Origin of the sequence: Kitasatospora gansuensis, from assembly GCF_014203705.1 — a bacterium.
In the GTDB taxonomy this organism is placed as follows: Bacteria; Actinomycetota; Actinomycetes; order Streptomycetales; family Streptomycetaceae; genus Kitasatospora; species Kitasatospora gansuensis.
The window spans coordinates 5,885,915-5,900,372 of sequence record NZ_JACHJR010000001.1 but is presented as its reverse complement, the minus strand read 5'-3'; the positions used below and the strand labels follow the sequence as shown (position 1 = coordinate 5,900,372).

General features: G+C 75.1%; 11 protein-coding genes. 10 read left to right on the top strand and 1 reads right to left on the bottom strand.

Annotation, left to right across the window (positions count from 1 at the left end):
- Positions 1-312 precede the first annotated feature (312 nt).
- The 6 genes from lanL (at position 313) to F4556_RS26675 (ending at position 8,945) form a co-directional block, all read left to right on the top strand.
- A complete protein-coding gene (lanL, locus tag F4556_RS26695; protein ID WP_184920374.1) occupies positions 313-3,018 on the top strand; it encodes a class IV lanthionine synthetase LanL in 2,706 nt (901 codons plus the stop codon).
- 55 nt (positions 3,019-3,073) lie between these two features.
- Positions 3,074-5,038 (top strand): alpha/beta hydrolase family protein, encoded by a 1,965-nt coding sequence (locus F4556_RS26690; RefSeq protein ID WP_184920372.1) that lies wholly within the window; start codon positions 3,074-3,076, stop codon positions 5,036-5,038.
- An 81-nt stretch (positions 5,039-5,119) separates the two neighbouring features.
- Positions 5,120-5,254, top strand: a complete 135-nt coding sequence (locus tag F4556_RS37630) for a VenA family class IV lanthipeptide (protein ID WP_200948492.1) — start codon at positions 5,120-5,122, stop codon at positions 5,252-5,254.
- Positions 5,255-5,355: 101 nt separating this feature from the next.
- Positions 5,356-6,960: an ATP-binding cassette domain-containing protein gene (locus F4556_RS26685; protein ID WP_221503706.1), complete on the top strand. Its 1,605-nt coding sequence runs from the start codon at positions 5,356-5,358 to the stop codon at positions 6,958-6,960.
- Entirely contained in the window at positions 6,957-8,702 is a 1,746-nt protein-coding gene (locus tag F4556_RS26680) for an ATP-binding cassette domain-containing protein (protein ID WP_184920370.1), read from the top strand. Before F4556_RS26685 ends, F4556_RS26680 begins: the two co-directional genes overlap by 4 nt.
- Before the next feature lie 87 nt (positions 8,703-8,789).
- A complete protein-coding gene (locus tag F4556_RS26675; RefSeq protein WP_184920368.1) occupies positions 8,790-8,945 on the top strand; it encodes a hypothetical protein in 156 nt (51 codons plus the stop codon).
- Between the two features lie 60 nt (positions 8,946-9,005).
- Here F4556_RS26675 and F4556_RS26670 read toward each other — a convergent pair whose 3' ends face one another.
- Complete coding sequence (locus tag F4556_RS26670) at positions 9,006-10,082, bottom strand: Zn-dependent alcohol dehydrogenase (protein ID WP_184920366.1); 1,077 nt, start codon at positions 10,080-10,082, stop codon at positions 9,006-9,008.
- Between the two features lie 196 nt (positions 10,083-10,278).
- Between F4556_RS26670 and F4556_RS26665 the strand changes: the two genes are divergently transcribed.
- The 4 genes from F4556_RS26665 (at position 10,279) to F4556_RS26650 (ending at position 14,411) form a co-directional block, all read left to right on the top strand.
- Complete coding sequence (locus F4556_RS26665) at positions 10,279-10,914, top strand: class I SAM-dependent methyltransferase (protein ID WP_184920364.1); 636 nt, start codon at positions 10,279-10,281, stop codon at positions 10,912-10,914.
- Positions 10,915-11,121: 207 nt separating this feature from the next.
- Positions 11,122-12,384: a hypothetical protein gene (locus F4556_RS26660; protein WP_184920362.1), complete on the top strand. Its 1,263-nt coding sequence runs from the start codon at positions 11,122-11,124 to the stop codon at positions 12,382-12,384.
- 7 nt (positions 12,385-12,391) lie between these two features.
- Positions 12,392-13,318 carry an N-acetylmuramoyl-L-alanine amidase gene (locus F4556_RS26655; RefSeq protein WP_313068659.1) on the top strand — a complete coding sequence of 309 codons (927 nt, stop codon included), beginning with the start codon at positions 12,392-12,394 and terminating at the stop codon, positions 13,316-13,318.
- A gap of 142 nt (positions 13,319-13,460) precedes the next feature.
- Entirely contained in the window at positions 13,461-14,411 is a 951-nt protein-coding gene (locus F4556_RS26650) for a hypothetical protein (protein ID WP_184920360.1), read from the top strand.
- Positions 14,412-14,458: the final 47 nt, after the last annotated feature.

Genomic DNA, 14,458 nt, shown 5'->3' with positions numbered 1-14,458 from the left:
TGCTCGTCAACCGGCGTGCGGGGGCAGTGCGAGGTGAACGGAAGGGGTACGGGCCGCCCTCGGCGGGCGGGTACTGGTCACATCGCCCCGGTCGCACGCATTCGAAAACGATTCGAGATCACCCTTACGAGTGAAGTGACCCGTTCCGCGTTGAGTCGGTCGGCCACCGAAAGTAACTTCGGTGTTGCGAACGGGAGTTACCCCGACCGGGGGTCTTGTGGGCGCACCGTCGAATTGCCTGACGGTGTGCCGGGGTGAATTTCCGGACGTCCGTGAAAACCGATGCCGCGAGAGAGAAGGGGTGTGGAGCAGATGGGGGCGGTCACACCGCTGCGCACGGCCGGGGGGACGACGTCGGTCGACGTCGGGCCGGCTGTCGACGGCTCGCTGACGGAGGTGGCCCGGTCGGCCGTGGCCGGCACCGGGCGCCGGGGAGGCGGCGGCGACTGGGAGTTCACCGCCGAGGCGCTCTGGTGCACGGCCCGGCCCGCCGGGGTCGCCACCCCCGAGCAGGGGTGGAAGCTGCACATCAGCGCGGCGGGCGAGGCGGCGGCCTCGGTGCTCGCCGCGGTGGCCGGGGTGATCGCCCGGGACGCCTGTGTGTTCAAGTTCGCCGGCGACCTGGAAAAGCTCCACCAGGTCAATTCCCGGAACAGCGAGCGCGGCTCGGCCGGGAAATTCATCACGGTCTATCCGGTGGACGAGGAGCAGTTCCGGCGGCTGGCCGCCGAATTACACCTGGCCACGGCGGAATTCCCCGGCCCGTCGGTGCTCTCCGACCGTCCGTACGCCCCCGGCAGCCGGGTGCACTACCGGTACGGGGTCTTCACCCGCCGGGCCGAGCTGGGCAACGACGGCGCGTACCGCTCGATGCTGCACGCACCGGACGGCACCCGGGTCGAGGACGTCCGGACCGCGAGTTACCGATGTCCGCCCTGGCTGACCGACCCCGTCGAGGGGAGGGGGTCGACGCCGGCCACGGGTGAACGGCGCACCGGGGGCGTCCTGCTGGGGGGCAGGTACGCGCTGACGGCAGCCGTCCGGCACGGCACCAAGGGCGGGGTCTTCCTCGGGCGGGACACCGAGGGCGGCGGCGAGGGTGGCGCCGAGGTGGTGGTGAAGCAGGCCCGGGCCCACATCGAGGTGGACCGGTCCGGTACGGACGCCAGGGCGGCGCTGCGGCACGAGGCCGAGCTGCTCGGCCTGCTGGCCGGGGCGGAGCTGGCGCCGGGGGTGATCGACCTGATCGAGCAGGGGGACGCGGTCTACCTGGTCCAGGAGCGGGTGCCGGGGGTGGCGCTCGGGTCCTGGGTGGCGGGGCGGCTGCGGCGGGACGGGACTCCTGACGTGCCGTGGGAGGAGGCGCGGGGGGTCGCGCTCGGGCTGGTCTCGCTGGTGGCGGAGGTCCATGCGCGGGGGCTGGTGCTGCGGGATCTTTCGCCCGGGAACGTGATGGTGCGGCCTGACGGGTCATTGCGGCTGGTCGATCTTGAGCTGGCCGCGGCGGTCGGGGCGACGGTAGGGACGGCCGGGACGCCGGGGTATCGGGCGCCCGAGCAGGAGCCGGCGGTATGTCAGGCCGGGTTCGGTGCCGATCTGTATGCGCTGGGTGGGTTGTTCTTCCTGTTGGCGACGGGGCACGATCCGCTGTTGCCGCCGGGGGAAGGGTCGTTGGAGCAGTGGCTGGCGGCTGCGGGGCGGGAGGGGGAGACGGCGCGGCGGCTGGCCCCGTTGGTCTTGGGGCTTCGTTCGATGGATCCAGCGCTCAGGCAACTTCCGTCTACGGAACCGTTCCTGACCAGTTTTGTTGGTGCAACGCCCTTGAGGTCGGCGTCGCCGTTCCCCGAGCCCCTGGTGGTAGATGGCTTGGCGCAGTTGGCCGCCACAGCGACGCCCGAGCGGGCCGACCGGCTGTGGGCGACGGTGCCCGGGGGGCAGTTGACCGATCCGTGCAATGTGCAGCACGGGGCGGCCGGGGTGCTGGCGGTGCTGGCGCGGGCCGTGGTGGTCGGGCTGCCTGCGGCTGAGACCGCGGCGGTGGCGGCCGGGTGGATCGAGCGGCGGGTGGCGGCCGAGCCGACGGTGTTGCCGGGGCTGCATTTCGGACGGTCCGGGGTGGCCTGGGCGCTGCTGGACGCCGCCGAGGCGCTGGGCGATGCCGAACTGGCCCGACGGGCCGTCAAGTTGGCCCAGGATGTCCCGATCCGCTGGCCCAATCCCGATGTCTGCCACGGGGCGGCCGGGGCGGGCTTCCTGCAGCTGCGACTGCACCGGTCGACCGGTGACGCGACGTATCTGGGCCGGGCGGCCGACTGCGCCGCCACCCTGCTGGCCTCGGCCGAGCGGGAGCCGTACGGGCTGACCTGGCCGGTGCCGAAGGGGTTCGACTCGGTCTTCGCCGGGGCCGGTCAGCTCGGCTACGCCCACGGTGTGGCCGGGGTGGGTGCCTTCCTGCTGGCCACCGGTGAGGTGACGGGTGATCAGCGGATCCTCGACGGGGCGGCCGAGGCGGTCCGGACGCTGGCGGCGACGGTCCGTCAGGACGGTGCCGCCGCCTGGTGGCCGCAGGGCGCGGGCGACCCGCCGCACGTACGGCTGGCGCACTGGTGCAGCGGGTCCTCCGGGGTGGGCAGCTTCCTGGTCCGGTACTGGCGGGCCACCGGGGACGAGACCGCGCACCGCTTGGCGCTGGCCGCCGGGCAGGCGGTGCTGGACGCCCGCTGGCACAGCGGGGTGAGTGCCTGTCACGGCCTGGCCGGGAACGGCGAGTACCTGCTCGATCTGGCCGAGGCCACCGGTGAGCAGCGGTTCCGCACCGGCGCCGAGGAGCTGGCCGGGCTGATCGCGGCCCGCGCGGTACGCCGGGACGGGCGGCTGGTGCTGCCCGACGAGACCGGGCTGAGCTCCACCCCCGCGTACGGGACGGGCACTTCGGGACCGCTCGCCTTCCTGCTCCGCCTGCGCTACGGCGGCCCCCGGCTCTGGCTCGACCCGCAGCCGCCCGCCCTCCAGCACTGACCGACCAGCACTGACCGACCGACCAGGACCGACCCACCCGAGGAGGTGAGCCCGGATGAACACCGCCACTCGCACCACCGCCCAGGCACTGCGCCGTCTGAGCTTCACCTTCGCCCTCGACGGCTCGCACGCGGCCTGCCTGGCCGCCGGGGCGGACGGCGGCTGGTACGCCGAGAGCTGGCGGCTGCCCGCCGAGGGCCCGGCCGAGCCGACCGCACTCCCGCTGCCGGGCAACCGTTCGGAGAGCCTGCACTCGCAGCTGATCAGCCTGCCGGACGGCCGGGTGCTGGTCTGCCGCCACGACGGGGACCGGCACACGCTGCTGCTGCTCTCCGCGCCGACCGCCGAACACCCCACCTTCGAACAGGAGTTGGCCACGATCCGGCGCCCCGGCCTGCGGCTGCTGGCGATGCCCGGCGGGCAGCGGCCGGCCGGTGCGCCGGTCGCGGTCGCCCTCGGCACCGACACCCGGCCGGTCACCACGGTCTGGCTGGTCCCGGCCGACGGTACGGCGCCGATAGAGGTCGCCGAGCTGCCCGGGCTGCACGGCGGCGGGGTCTGGCTGGATCACACCGGCCGCCTGCTGGCCCTCGACCGGGTGCAGCAGGGGAAGGTCCGCACGGTGGTGCTGGATCTCGAACTCGGCCAGGTCACACCGCTGTTGGAGATCGGCGAGCAGAGCAACGACCGGCTGGCACTGTACGACCCGGACACCCGCTTCGCGATGGTGCGCAGCGACGCCACCGGCTCCGACCGGCTCGGCTGGGGCCTGCTCGGCGGACAGCAGCCGCTGCGGTTCCCCGACTCCCTGCACGTGCCTGGCGTCTTCCTGCGGCCGATCGCCCTGGACCGGCACTCCGGCCCCGACGGCCGACGGGTGGTCCTGCAGGTCGACCACGGCGCCTCCTCCGCCCTCACCCTCTGGCACCCCGAACTCAACCGGCTCACCCCGCTTCCCGTACCGCCCGGGCGGCTCGGCGCGATCGGCCACTGGTCGGCGGCGGGCCTGCGGATGCCGTACTCCGCCCCCGATCACCCCGCCGCGCTGGCCACCATGGAGGTGGACGTATTGGTGGAGCTCGGACAGCCGACCCAGGCGGCGGCCGTACCGCTGCCGTTGCAGCTCGCCCCGCTGGGCAGCGGCAACGACCGTCCGGCGCACCCCAGTTGGGGTACGGGCGGACCGGTGGGCTGGCGGCTGGACGGCAGTACGGGGCCCGGCGACGGCGGCCGCTGGCACTCGGCCCAGAGCCTCGAACTGGCCGGCCCCGCCGGGCCGATCGAAGCGGTGGTCTACGGCGGCGACGCCTGGCTGAGCTCTCCGCACCTGGTACTGGCGCTGCACGGCGGACCGGCCGATGCCTGGCGGCTGGAGTTCGACCCGGCGCTGCAGCGGATGGCGGCCGAGGGCCTGGCGGTGCTGGCGCCCAATCAGCGCGGTTCCACCGGTTACGGGACGGAGCACGCGATGGCCGTCCGGGGTGCCTGGGGCGGTCCCGATCTGGCCGATGTGCTGCACCTGCTGGAGGGCGTGGCGGGCCAGCGGGCGGCGCTCGGGCTGGAGCCGCCCGCGCTGTTCGGGGTCAGCTACGGCGCCTTCCTGGCCCTGCTGGCCGCCGCCCACGCGCCGGCCGGGCAGGTCGCCCGGTGTGCGGTGGTGGCCCCGTTCCTGTCCGGCGCCCGGCTGCTGGCCGAGGCGGCCGCCCCGGTCCGGGCGCTCACCACCCGGCTGGGCGGCGGCGATCCGATCGACGACCAGCGCGGCCCCCGGGACGTGCTCCAGCTGGCGCACCGGATCGGCACACCGCTGCTGATCGTGCACGGCGACCGGGACGAGGTGGTGCCGGTCAGTCAGTCCCGGGCACTGCGGCACGAGTTGCTGCGGCTGGGCCGCGCGGAGGGATCGGACTTCCGCTACGTCGAGGCCGCCGGGGCCGGGCACGAGGTGCTCGCCGAGGAGGGCGCGGCCGTGCTGCACGAGCTGCTGGCCGCCTTCCTGCGCACCGGCCGGCCCACCTAACAGACTTCCCTGGCCCGACCGGGCCAGGGGCGACGTCGCCCGCGCAGTGCGGGTGACGGACCATCAAGGGGAGGACCCACCATGGAGAACTTCGAGACCGACCTGGCCGCTCTGCAGGACCTGCCGGAGACCGAGGCCGTCGAGCTGGGCGGGCACGGCGGCGGCTGCCAGTTCACCTGTCTCATCCTGACCTGCCTGATCTTCACCATCAGCTAGTAGGTCGGCAGTTCGCACGGGGCCGTGCCCGCTCCCTCCCGGGGGGAGCGGGCACGGCTCCGGCCGTACGTACCCCTTTCACACCGTCAGGAGGCGGCGCCATGCGCGGCTGGGTGATCGTGCTCTCGGTGGCCGTACCGGTCGAGGCGGCCGCGACCCTCGCGCTGCCCGGTGCGGTGGGCCGGGCGATCGACGGCGGGCCCGCCCTGCTGCTCGGCGCGGTGCTGCTGGTCGGCGCCCTGGCGGGGGCGTTCGCCACGCTGTCCGGCCCGGCGGTGGCCGCCGGCACCACGGTCGAGCTGCGGCAGCGCCTGCTGCGCCGGGTGCTCACCCTCGGCCCGAACCCGGACGGACCGGCCACCGGTGACCTGACCGCCCGGCTGGTCGGCTCGGCCGCCGACGCGGGCGGCGCGCTGCCGTCCCGGATCACCGCCGCGACCGCACTGCTCACCTCACTCGGGGCCGTACTCGGCCTCGCGCTGCTCTCGCCCTGGCTGGCCGCCGCGTTCTTCGCCGGGGTGCTGCCCGGGGTGGTGCTGATCCGGCTGTTCCTGCGCGACGCGGCCCAGGCGTTCACCCGCTACCAGCAGGTCCAGTCCGAGCTGGCGGCCCGGCTGACCGGCGCGCTGGCCGGACTGCGCAGCATCCACGCCGCCGGGGCCCGGGAGACCGAGACCGCCCGGGTGCTGGCCCCGCTCCCCCGGCTCGCCGAGGCCGGGCACGCCCTCTGGCAGACCCAGCGCCGGACGGTCTGGCAGGCCACCCTGCTGGTCGCCCTGGTCGAGCTGAGCGTGCTGACCACCGCGGGCCTGCAGCTCTCGAACGGGACGCTGCGCCCCGGCGAACTGGCCGCCGCGGCCGGCTGGGCCGCGCTCGGCCTGGGCTTCTTCGAGCAGGTCGAGGCCCTGGCCGGAGTGGCGCACGCCCGGGCCGGCCGGGAACGGGTGGCCGAGCTGCTCGCCCTGCCGGCACCGCCTCCTGGCTTCCGCGATCTGCCGGACGGTCCTGGCGAGTTGACCCTGATCGGAGTGAGCGTCGCGGGTCTGCTCGGCCCGCTCGACCTCACCGTCCCGGGCGGCCGGACGGTCGCGCTGGTCGGCCGCTCCGGCTCCGGCAAGTCCCTGCTCGCCGCCGTCGCGGGCGGGCTGCGCACCCCCGACAGCGGGCTGGTGCTGATCGACGGCGTCCCGATCGCCGAACTCGCCCCCGGGCAGCGGCGATCGGCCGTCGGGTACGCCTTCGAGCGCCCGGCGCTGGTCGGCGCCACCGTGGGCGAGGCCCTGGAGGGTGCGGGCCCGGCCGAGACCCGGGCCGCCCGGGCCGACGGCTTCCTGGCCCGTCTGCCCCGCGGCGACGCCACTCCGACCGCAGAACTCCGGCTCTCCGGCGGCGAGTTGCAGCGCCTCGGGCTGGCCAGACTGCTCGCCCAGCGGCCCCGGGTGATGATCCTGGACGACGCCACCTCCAGTCTCGACCTGGCCACCGAGCACCAGGTGACCGAGGCGCTGACCCTCGCCACGGCGGGCCGGACCCGGCTGCTGGTCGCCCACCGCCCGGGCGCCGCCGCCCGCGCCGACCTGGTCGCCTGGCTGGACGGCGGCCGACTGCGCGCACTGGCCCCGCACACCACCCTGGTCAAGGATCCGGACTACCGCGCGACCCTGGCCTGCCTGAGCACCGTCCCCGCGCCGAGGAGCGCTTCATGAACCGCTCGCCCGGCTGGGCCCTGCTGCGCACCCAACTCGCCACCACCAGAACGGCCTTGGTGCGGGTGCTGGTCTGGTCGGCGGCGGAGGCGCTACCCTCGCTGCTCTCCGGCCTGCTGATCGCCGCCGCCACCGACCGGGGCTTCCTGGCCGGCCGGCCCGCCGTCGGCTTCGCCTGGCTGGCCGCCTTCGCGGCCGCCGTCGGGGTCCGCGCGTACGCGGCCCGGGCCGCCTTCCCGTACGTGGCGGCGGTGGTGGAGCCACTGCGGGACGCCCTGGTCCGCCGGGTGGTGCGCAGTGCCCTGGGCCGGGCCGAGCCGACCGGCGACGGCCCCGCCGAGGTGGCCAGGCTGACCGAACAGGTGGAGTCCGCCCGACAGTTGACGGCCACCCTGCTGCGTACGCTGCGCAGCGTGGGCATCACCGTGCTGGCGGCCGTGCTCGGCCTCGCCGTGCTCGCGCCGGTCACCCTGCCGCTGGTGCTGCCGCCGCTGCTGGTCGGCGGCCTGCTGTTCGCCCGGCTGCTCGGTCCGCTGGTGGCCCGTCAGCGCGCGGTGGTGCTGGCCGACGAACGAGTGGCCGCCGAAGCGGGGCTGGCCTTCGCCGGGGTCCGGGACATCACCGCCTGCGGCGCGCAGGCCCGAGTGGAGCGTGCGGTCGGTGCCGCCGTACTGGCCCAGGGCGCGGCGGTCCGCGCGCTCGGCCGGGCCGCCGCGCTCCGTACCCTCACGGTGGCGGTCGGCGGCCGGCTGCCGCTGCTCCTGGTGGTCGCGGCCGCGCCCTGGCTGCTCGGCCACCGGTATCTGACCACCGGTCAACTGCTCGGCGTCGCGGCCTACCTGGTGCAGCAGCTCGAACCGGCCGTCCGCAGCCTGGCGGGCATGGTCGGCAGCTGGCTGCTGGAGCTCGCCGTGGTGCTCGACCGGCTGGCCACGCTGCCCCGCCCCATCGGTCGGCCGGCCGTGGGCCAGGAGCCCGCCGAGGATGCCGTAGTCCGGGTGCGGGGACTGCACCACGCCCACGGTGCGGCGGCCGAGCCGGTGTTCAGCGCGCTCGACCTGACCCTGGCGCCGGGCGAGCACCTCGCCGTGGTCGGCCCGAGCGGCGCGGGCAAGTCCACCCTGGCCGCCCTGCTGGCCGGGTTGCTCCCGCCCCAGCAGGGGGCCGTGACCGTCGGCGGCGCCGCCCCGCACACCCTGCCGGACCGGGCCAGGGCCGGGCTGGTCGCGCTGCTCCCGCAGGAGGCGTACCTGTTCGCGGGCACCGTCGGGGAGAACCTGCGCTGGCTCCGCCCGGACGCGACCGACCGTCAACTCACCGAGGCCGCCGAGCTGTTGGGCGCGGCGGAGCTGCTGGAACGGCTCGGCGGCCCGGCGGCCGAGCTGCCCGACCCGGCCACCCTCTCCGCGGGGGAGCGCCAACTGCTGGCCCTGGTCCGGACGTACCTCTCCCCCGCGCCCGTGGTGGTGCTGGACGAGGCGACCTGCCACCTGGACGCCCAGGCCGAGGCGGTGGCCGAGGCCGCGTTCGCCGCCCGGCCCGGCACCCTGGTGGTGATCGCGCACCGGATCGGCTCCGCCCTGCGGGCCGACCGGGTGCTCCTGCTCGACGCGGGCCGGGGCCTGACCGCCCGTCACGGCGACCTCCAGGTGCTCTCCCCGCTCTACCGCGAGCTGGTCGGCCACTGGCTGGGCTCGGCCCTGCCGCAGCCGGACGGACTGGCAATCGTGCCCGGGCCGTGATCGTGTCAAGGGGTAGGCCGCTGAATCGCTGGATATGGTGACTCGCGTACCCCGCAGAACCGCACCCTCGCACGGAGAAGCAAAGACATGTCCGAGACCCGTACCGACACCACCCAGCACGACGGCACCGGGCCCGCCTCCGGCACGGACCGCTCCGAGAGCGCCGTGCACGGCCGCCACCGGGGCGACACCGCCCCCGACGACCGGCCCGACGCGGACCCGCACGGCCGTCACCGCCGCTGACCCGTTCGTCCGCTGACGGTCCGGCACCCGCGGGCAGCGGGTCTGCCGGACCGTCAGCCGTCAGCCCAGGGTGATGACCGTGCGCAGCGCCTCGCCACTGCGCATCTGGGCGATCGCCTCGTTCACGTCGGCCAGCTCGACCCGGTGCGTGATCATGCCCGCCAGGTCCAGCCGCCCGGCCCGCCAGAGCTCGATCGCCCGGGCGGTGGTCCGCCGGATGTCGCCGCCGCCGTACATCGAGGGCAGCACGCGCTTCTCGTTGAAGAACAGCTCGCCCATGCTGAACTGCACCAGGTCGTCCTGGGCGCCCGCGCCGATCACCACCACCGCACCGCCGCGCCGGGCCGCGTCGTAGGCCGCCCGTACGGTGGCCGAGCGGCCGACCGCCTCGAAGACGTAGTCGTAGCCGCCGCCCGCCACGCTCTTGGCGGCGCCCTTCAGCTCCTCCGGGGCGATGGCGTCGGTGGCGCCGAAGGCGAGCGCGCGGGTCCGCCGGGACTCCACCGGGTCGACCACGGTGATCCGGGCCGCCCCGCAGATCCGGGCGCCCTGGACGGCCGCGATGCCGACCCCGCCCGCGCCGATCACGGCGACCGAGCTGCCGGGCTCCACCCGGGCGGTGTTCACCGCCGCGCCGAGACCGGTGGTCACCCCGCAGCCGATCAGCGCGGCGAGCTCGTACGGCATGTCGGCGGGCAGCACGATCACGCTGTCGGCGGGCACCACCAGCTCCTCGGCGAAGGTGCCGGTGCTGTAGAAGCCGAAGACCTCGGTGTCGCCCTGCCGGAACCCGGCCGAGCCGAGCCGCCGCAGGCTGGCGACGCAGAGGTGGCCCTGACCGCGGTGGCAGTGCGGGCAGCTGCCGCAGGGTGGCATCCAGCAGAGCACCACCCGGTCGCCGACCGCGACGCCGGTGACGCCCTCACCGGTCTCGATCACGTCGCCGGCCCCCTCGTGGCCCGGCACGAACGGCGCGGGCTGCGGCAGCACGCCGCTCATCGCCGACAGGTCCGAGTGGCACAGGCTGGCGGCCCGGAGCCGGACCCGGACCTTCCCGGGACCGAAACCGACCGCCTCGACGTCGTCGCGGACGTCCAGTGTGTCCTGGCCGGTCTCGTGCAGGATCGCTGCGCGCATGTGGCTTTCTCCCGGGATTCGCCAGTGGGTCGGAGCAGCGTACAGAACCGCTCCGCGGGCCTTCATCTAGAACGAGTTCTAGAAACTGGTCCAGGTATACCCCATCCCCCGGCCTGCGGGAACCCCTCCTACCGTCCAGTAGGGTCCAGGCACAGACCAGGCCCACAGACCGGGCCCCGCGAACAGGAGCAGCACGATGACGGACGCCCGCCCGGCCCCCGGGGTACTCGCGGCCTTCGAGTCCGCGACCGGCTTCATGCCGGTGGACGAGGGTCTCGCCCTGTACGCCGCCGCACACCAGGCCGCCGCCGCCACCGGCCTGCCGCTGCTGGAGATCGGCAGCTACTGCGGGCGCTCGGCGATCCTGCTGGCCGACGCGGCCCGGGCCGCCGGGACGGTCGCCCTGACGGTGGATCACCACCGCGGCTCCGAGGAGCAGCAGCCCGGCTGGGAGTACCACGACCCGGAGCTGGTCGACCCGGCGGTCGGGCTGATGGACACCCTGCCGACCTTCCGCCGCACCCTCTTCCGGGCGGGCCTGGAGGACCACGTGGTCGCCCTGGTCGGCCGTTCGCCGCAGATCGCCGCCGTCTGGGGCGGGCAGCTGGCGCTGGTCTTCATCGACGGCGGCCACACCGACGAGCACGCCACCGGCGACTACGAGGGCTGGGCCCCGCACCTGGCCGCCCAGGGGCTGCTGGTGATCCACGACGTCTTCCCGGACCCCGCCGACGGCGGCCAGGCCCCGTACCGGGTCTACCTGCGCGCGCTGGCCGAGGGCTTCGGGGAGGTCTCGGTCACCGGCTCGCTGCGGGTGCTGCGCCGCCGCTGACGGGTCCTGGGGCCGATCGTCCTGCCGACACCCGAAGATCGTCGTGGTCCTGCGGGCACGTTCCGGGATGCTCTAACGTCATCCCACATGCCGGGCCGACCGGGTGGCCACCGTTGGTGCGCCCGGAAACTGCCGGTACGGTGTCGCCGGACGACCGGACGACGTGAACCCAGGACGCACCACACCACAGCGGGGGCGAGGCCAGGCATGACCGAGCACGACAACACCGCACCCGCGGTGTGGGACCCGACCGCGCGCGGGGGCGCCGGTGGCTGGGTCCGCCCGCAGAACACCCAGCCGGCCGCGCCCGCGCCGCAGCCGCCCACGCAGCAGCAGCCCGCCCCGTACCCGCCGGTCCCGCAGCCGCCCCGGGAGGACCCGGGCACCGAGATCTTCCCGCTCGCCCCGCCGCAGCAGCAGCCCCAGCAGGCGTACCAGCAGCAGCCCCAGCCCGGCGCCGTCGGTGACCACGGCCCGCCGCTCGGCGCCCGCCCGTACCTGCCGCAGCCGGGCCCGCCCGGCCCGCAAGGCCCACCCACCCCGCCACCGCCGTTCGGCGGACCCCCGGCGCCGCCGTCCGGGTACGGGTTCCCGCCGCCCGCGCCGACCGACACCTTCCCCGGCTTCCCCAGCCCGCAGCAGCAACAGCATCAGCAGCCCGGCGCGTTCCCGGGCCCGCAGCCGCAGCACCCTCAGCAGCCCGGCACCTTCCCCGGCTACCAGCAGCTCGCCCCGCAACGCCCGTACCCCGAGTACGAGGAGCTCCCCCAGCACGAGCCCCGTCGCCGGGTCCCGCTGCTGGTCGCGATCGGCGTGGTGCTGGTCGTGGTGGTCGGCGTCGGCGTGGCCTGGGCGGTCCGCAACGGTGACAAGCCCTCGGGCCAGGCCGCGCCCGGGCCGGCCACCGTCTCCTCCGGCGCCCCGCAGGCTGCGCCGGCCCAGAGCACCCCGGCCGCCCCGCCCTCTGGCACCAACTCACCCTCCCCGTCCGCCAGTTCGAACGGACCGCAGGCCGCCGCCCAGGCCAAGGCGCTGGACGAGCTGCTCACCCGGGGCGAGGGCGCCAAGGCGCCGATCGGCAACGCGGTGGCCAAGGTGAACAGTTGCCCGGGCAAGCCCGAGATCGACGGCGCCGTCACGGTGTTCGAGACCGGGGCGACCCAGCGCGACCAACTGGTGGCCGACCTGGCCAAGCTGAACTTCGGCGACCTGCCCGCCGGCGTCGAGGCGGTCGCGCTGCTGAAGACCGCCTGGCAGACCTCCGGCGACATCGACCGGGCGTACGCGGCCTGGGCCCGTGGCGTCGGCAGTCAGGGCTGCAGCAACGGCAGCGCCCCCGGCGGCGCCGACCTGAAGCGGGCCAACGAGCTCAACCCGCAGGCGACTCAGGCGAAGAAGGACTTCGTGGCGAAGTGGAACTCACTGGCCAACACCTTCGGCCTGACGGCCCGTACCTGGGACAGGATCTGAACCACTCGTGACCGGCACCACCGGCGCCCCGCGTCGCTCTCCCCTGCTCCGCATCTCCGCACTGGTCTGCGCCGTCCTGCCGCTCGGCGCGGCGGGCTGCGCGGGCCCGGCGTCCCCCGGCGCGGACGCGGCCCGGCCGCTGGCCGCCGTCTCCCCGGCCGAGGAGCTGCCGGTCATGCCCAGCTTCTGGCCCACCCCGGAGCCGTCCGCGTCCTCCGCCCCGGCCGCCGGCCCCGGGAACACCGCCGCCGCCCGCCCGCTGACGGGCCGTACGGTACTGCTGGACCCCGGGCACAACACCAGCAACAACAAGCACACCACCGAGATCAACCGTCAGGTGGACATCGGCAACGGCCGCAAGGAGTGCGACACCACCGGCACCTCCACCGACGCGGGCTACAGCGAGGCCGAGTACTCGCTCGACGTCTCCCGCCGGGCCCGCGCGGTGCTGGAGGAGCGCGGCGCCAAGGTGCTGTTCACCCAGGACGGCAACCGCGCGTGGGGGCCGTGCATCGACGAGCGGGCCAGGATCGGCAACGAGGGCAAGGTGGACGCCGCGGTCTCCGTGCACGGGGACGGGGCGCCGGCCGCCGGCCAGGGGTTCCACGTGATCATGCCCGCCAAGGTGAAGGCCGGGAAGGCGGACACCGAGGCGATCGTCGCGCCGTCCCGCCGGCTCGGCCTGCTGCTGCGCGAGCAGTTCAAGGCGGCCACCGGCGAGCCGTACGCCGACTACATCGGCGACCAGGGCCTGGACACCCGCAGCGACCTCGGCGGGCTCAACCTCTCGAAGGTGCCGAAGGTGTTCATCGAGTGCGGCAACATGCGAAACTCGGGCGATGCCAAGCGGATGACGGACCCTCAGTGGCGCCAGCAGGCCGCCCAGGGCATCGCCGACGCGCTGACCGCCTACCTCACCACACCCGCGGGCTGACCGGGGGCCGATCGCGGGTGTTTTGCCACGACACCCCCCGTTTCGGGATCCCGCCGTGCACTCCCGAACGGCTTGGCCCTAGGCTTTTGCACCGTCCGAACCACACTGCCGTCCACGACATACACCGACGAGGGGAACGTTAGTGAATCTGCGCGCTCTCACCAGGGGAGACGCCGCCGTCGCAGGTGCGGCCGTCCTGCTGTTCATCTCTTCCTTCCTGCCGTACTTCACCGCCGACAGCTGCGCCCTGAAGATCTGCTCCTCCTTCTCGCAGAACGCCTGGTCGGCCAACCTCTTCCCGGTGCTGCCCTCGATCTACCTGCTCGGCATCGCCGCCGCGGCCCTGATCCTGGTGCAGCGCTTCCAGGGCGAGGCCGTCGCCGGGCGCCAGGTGCTCGGCCTGCGGCTCGACCAGTGGGGCATCGCGCTGGCCGCCGCCGCGCTGTGGTCCGGCCTCTGGTCGCTGGCCGGTGGCCCCGAGGGCATCGGCCACGGCTTCGGCGCCTGGCTGGGCGTGCTCGCCCTGCTGGTGCTGACCGGTGCCGCCGCGGCCGGTCCGCTGGTGCCCGCGCTGCAGGCCCCGCTGCTGACCGACAAGCCCCCGGTCACCCAGGCCCCGTACGCCGGTGCCCCGGTCGGCGGCTTCCAGCCCGGTCCCGGGCAGCCCGGCCAGGGTCAGCCCGGCCAGTACGGCTACCCGGCCGACCAGGGCCTGGCGCAGGCCCAGCCCGGCCAGGGCGGTCTGCCCGGCTACGCCGCCGCGCCCGAGCAGCAGCACGGCTACGGCTACCCGACGCCGGGTCAGGCCGCCGGCCAGCCGGCCCCCGCGCACCAGGACCCGACCCAGGTCCAGCCCGCCGTCGCGGTGCCGGCCCCGGCCGCCCCGGCCGCGGACTTCGCGCCGTTCTGGTTCGCCGTCCCGGCGCCGCGTCAGCTCGCGCCGAAGGACAACCCGGTCGGCCCGCCGGTCGGCGAACTGGTGCCCGGCACCTGGTACCTGGCGGTCGAGCAGCGCGGCAACTCGCTGGTCGCCCAGCTCCAGGACGGCTCGCACGGCCTGCTGAACGACGCCTCCGGCATCCAGCGCGGCTGAGCACCACAGCAGAGAGGGGCCCGGGGACCATCAGGTCCCCGGGCCCC

Coding starts and splice junctions, on each gene's coding strand:
- lanL (WP_184920374.1), top strand. CDS start 313: ATGGGGGCGGTCACACCGCTGCGCACGGCCGGGGGGACGACGTCGGTC.
- F4556_RS26675 (WP_184920368.1), top strand. CDS start 8,790: ATGTCCGAGACCCGTACCGACACCACCCAGCACGACGGCACCGGGCCC.
- F4556_RS26685 (WP_221503706.1), top strand. CDS start 5,356: ATGCGCGGCTGGGTGATCGTGCTCTCGGTGGCCGTACCGGTCGAGGCG.
- F4556_RS26660 (WP_184920362.1), top strand. CDS start 11,122: ATGACCGAGCACGACAACACCGCACCCGCGGTGTGGGACCCGACCGCG.
- F4556_RS26665 (WP_184920364.1), top strand. CDS start 10,279: ATGACGGACGCCCGCCCGGCCCCCGGGGTACTCGCGGCCTTCGAGTCC.
- F4556_RS37630 (WP_200948492.1), top strand. CDS start 5,120: ATGGAGAACTTCGAGACCGACCTGGCCGCTCTGCAGGACCTGCCGGAG.
- F4556_RS26690 (WP_184920372.1), top strand. CDS start 3,074: ATGAACACCGCCACTCGCACCACCGCCCAGGCACTGCGCCGTCTGAGC.
- F4556_RS26670 (WP_184920366.1), bottom strand. CDS start 10,082: ATGCGCGCAGCGATCCTGCACGAGACCGGCCAGGACACACTGGACGTC.
- F4556_RS26680 (WP_184920370.1), top strand. CDS start 6,957: ATGAACCGCTCGCCCGGCTGGGCCCTGCTGCGCACCCAACTCGCCACC.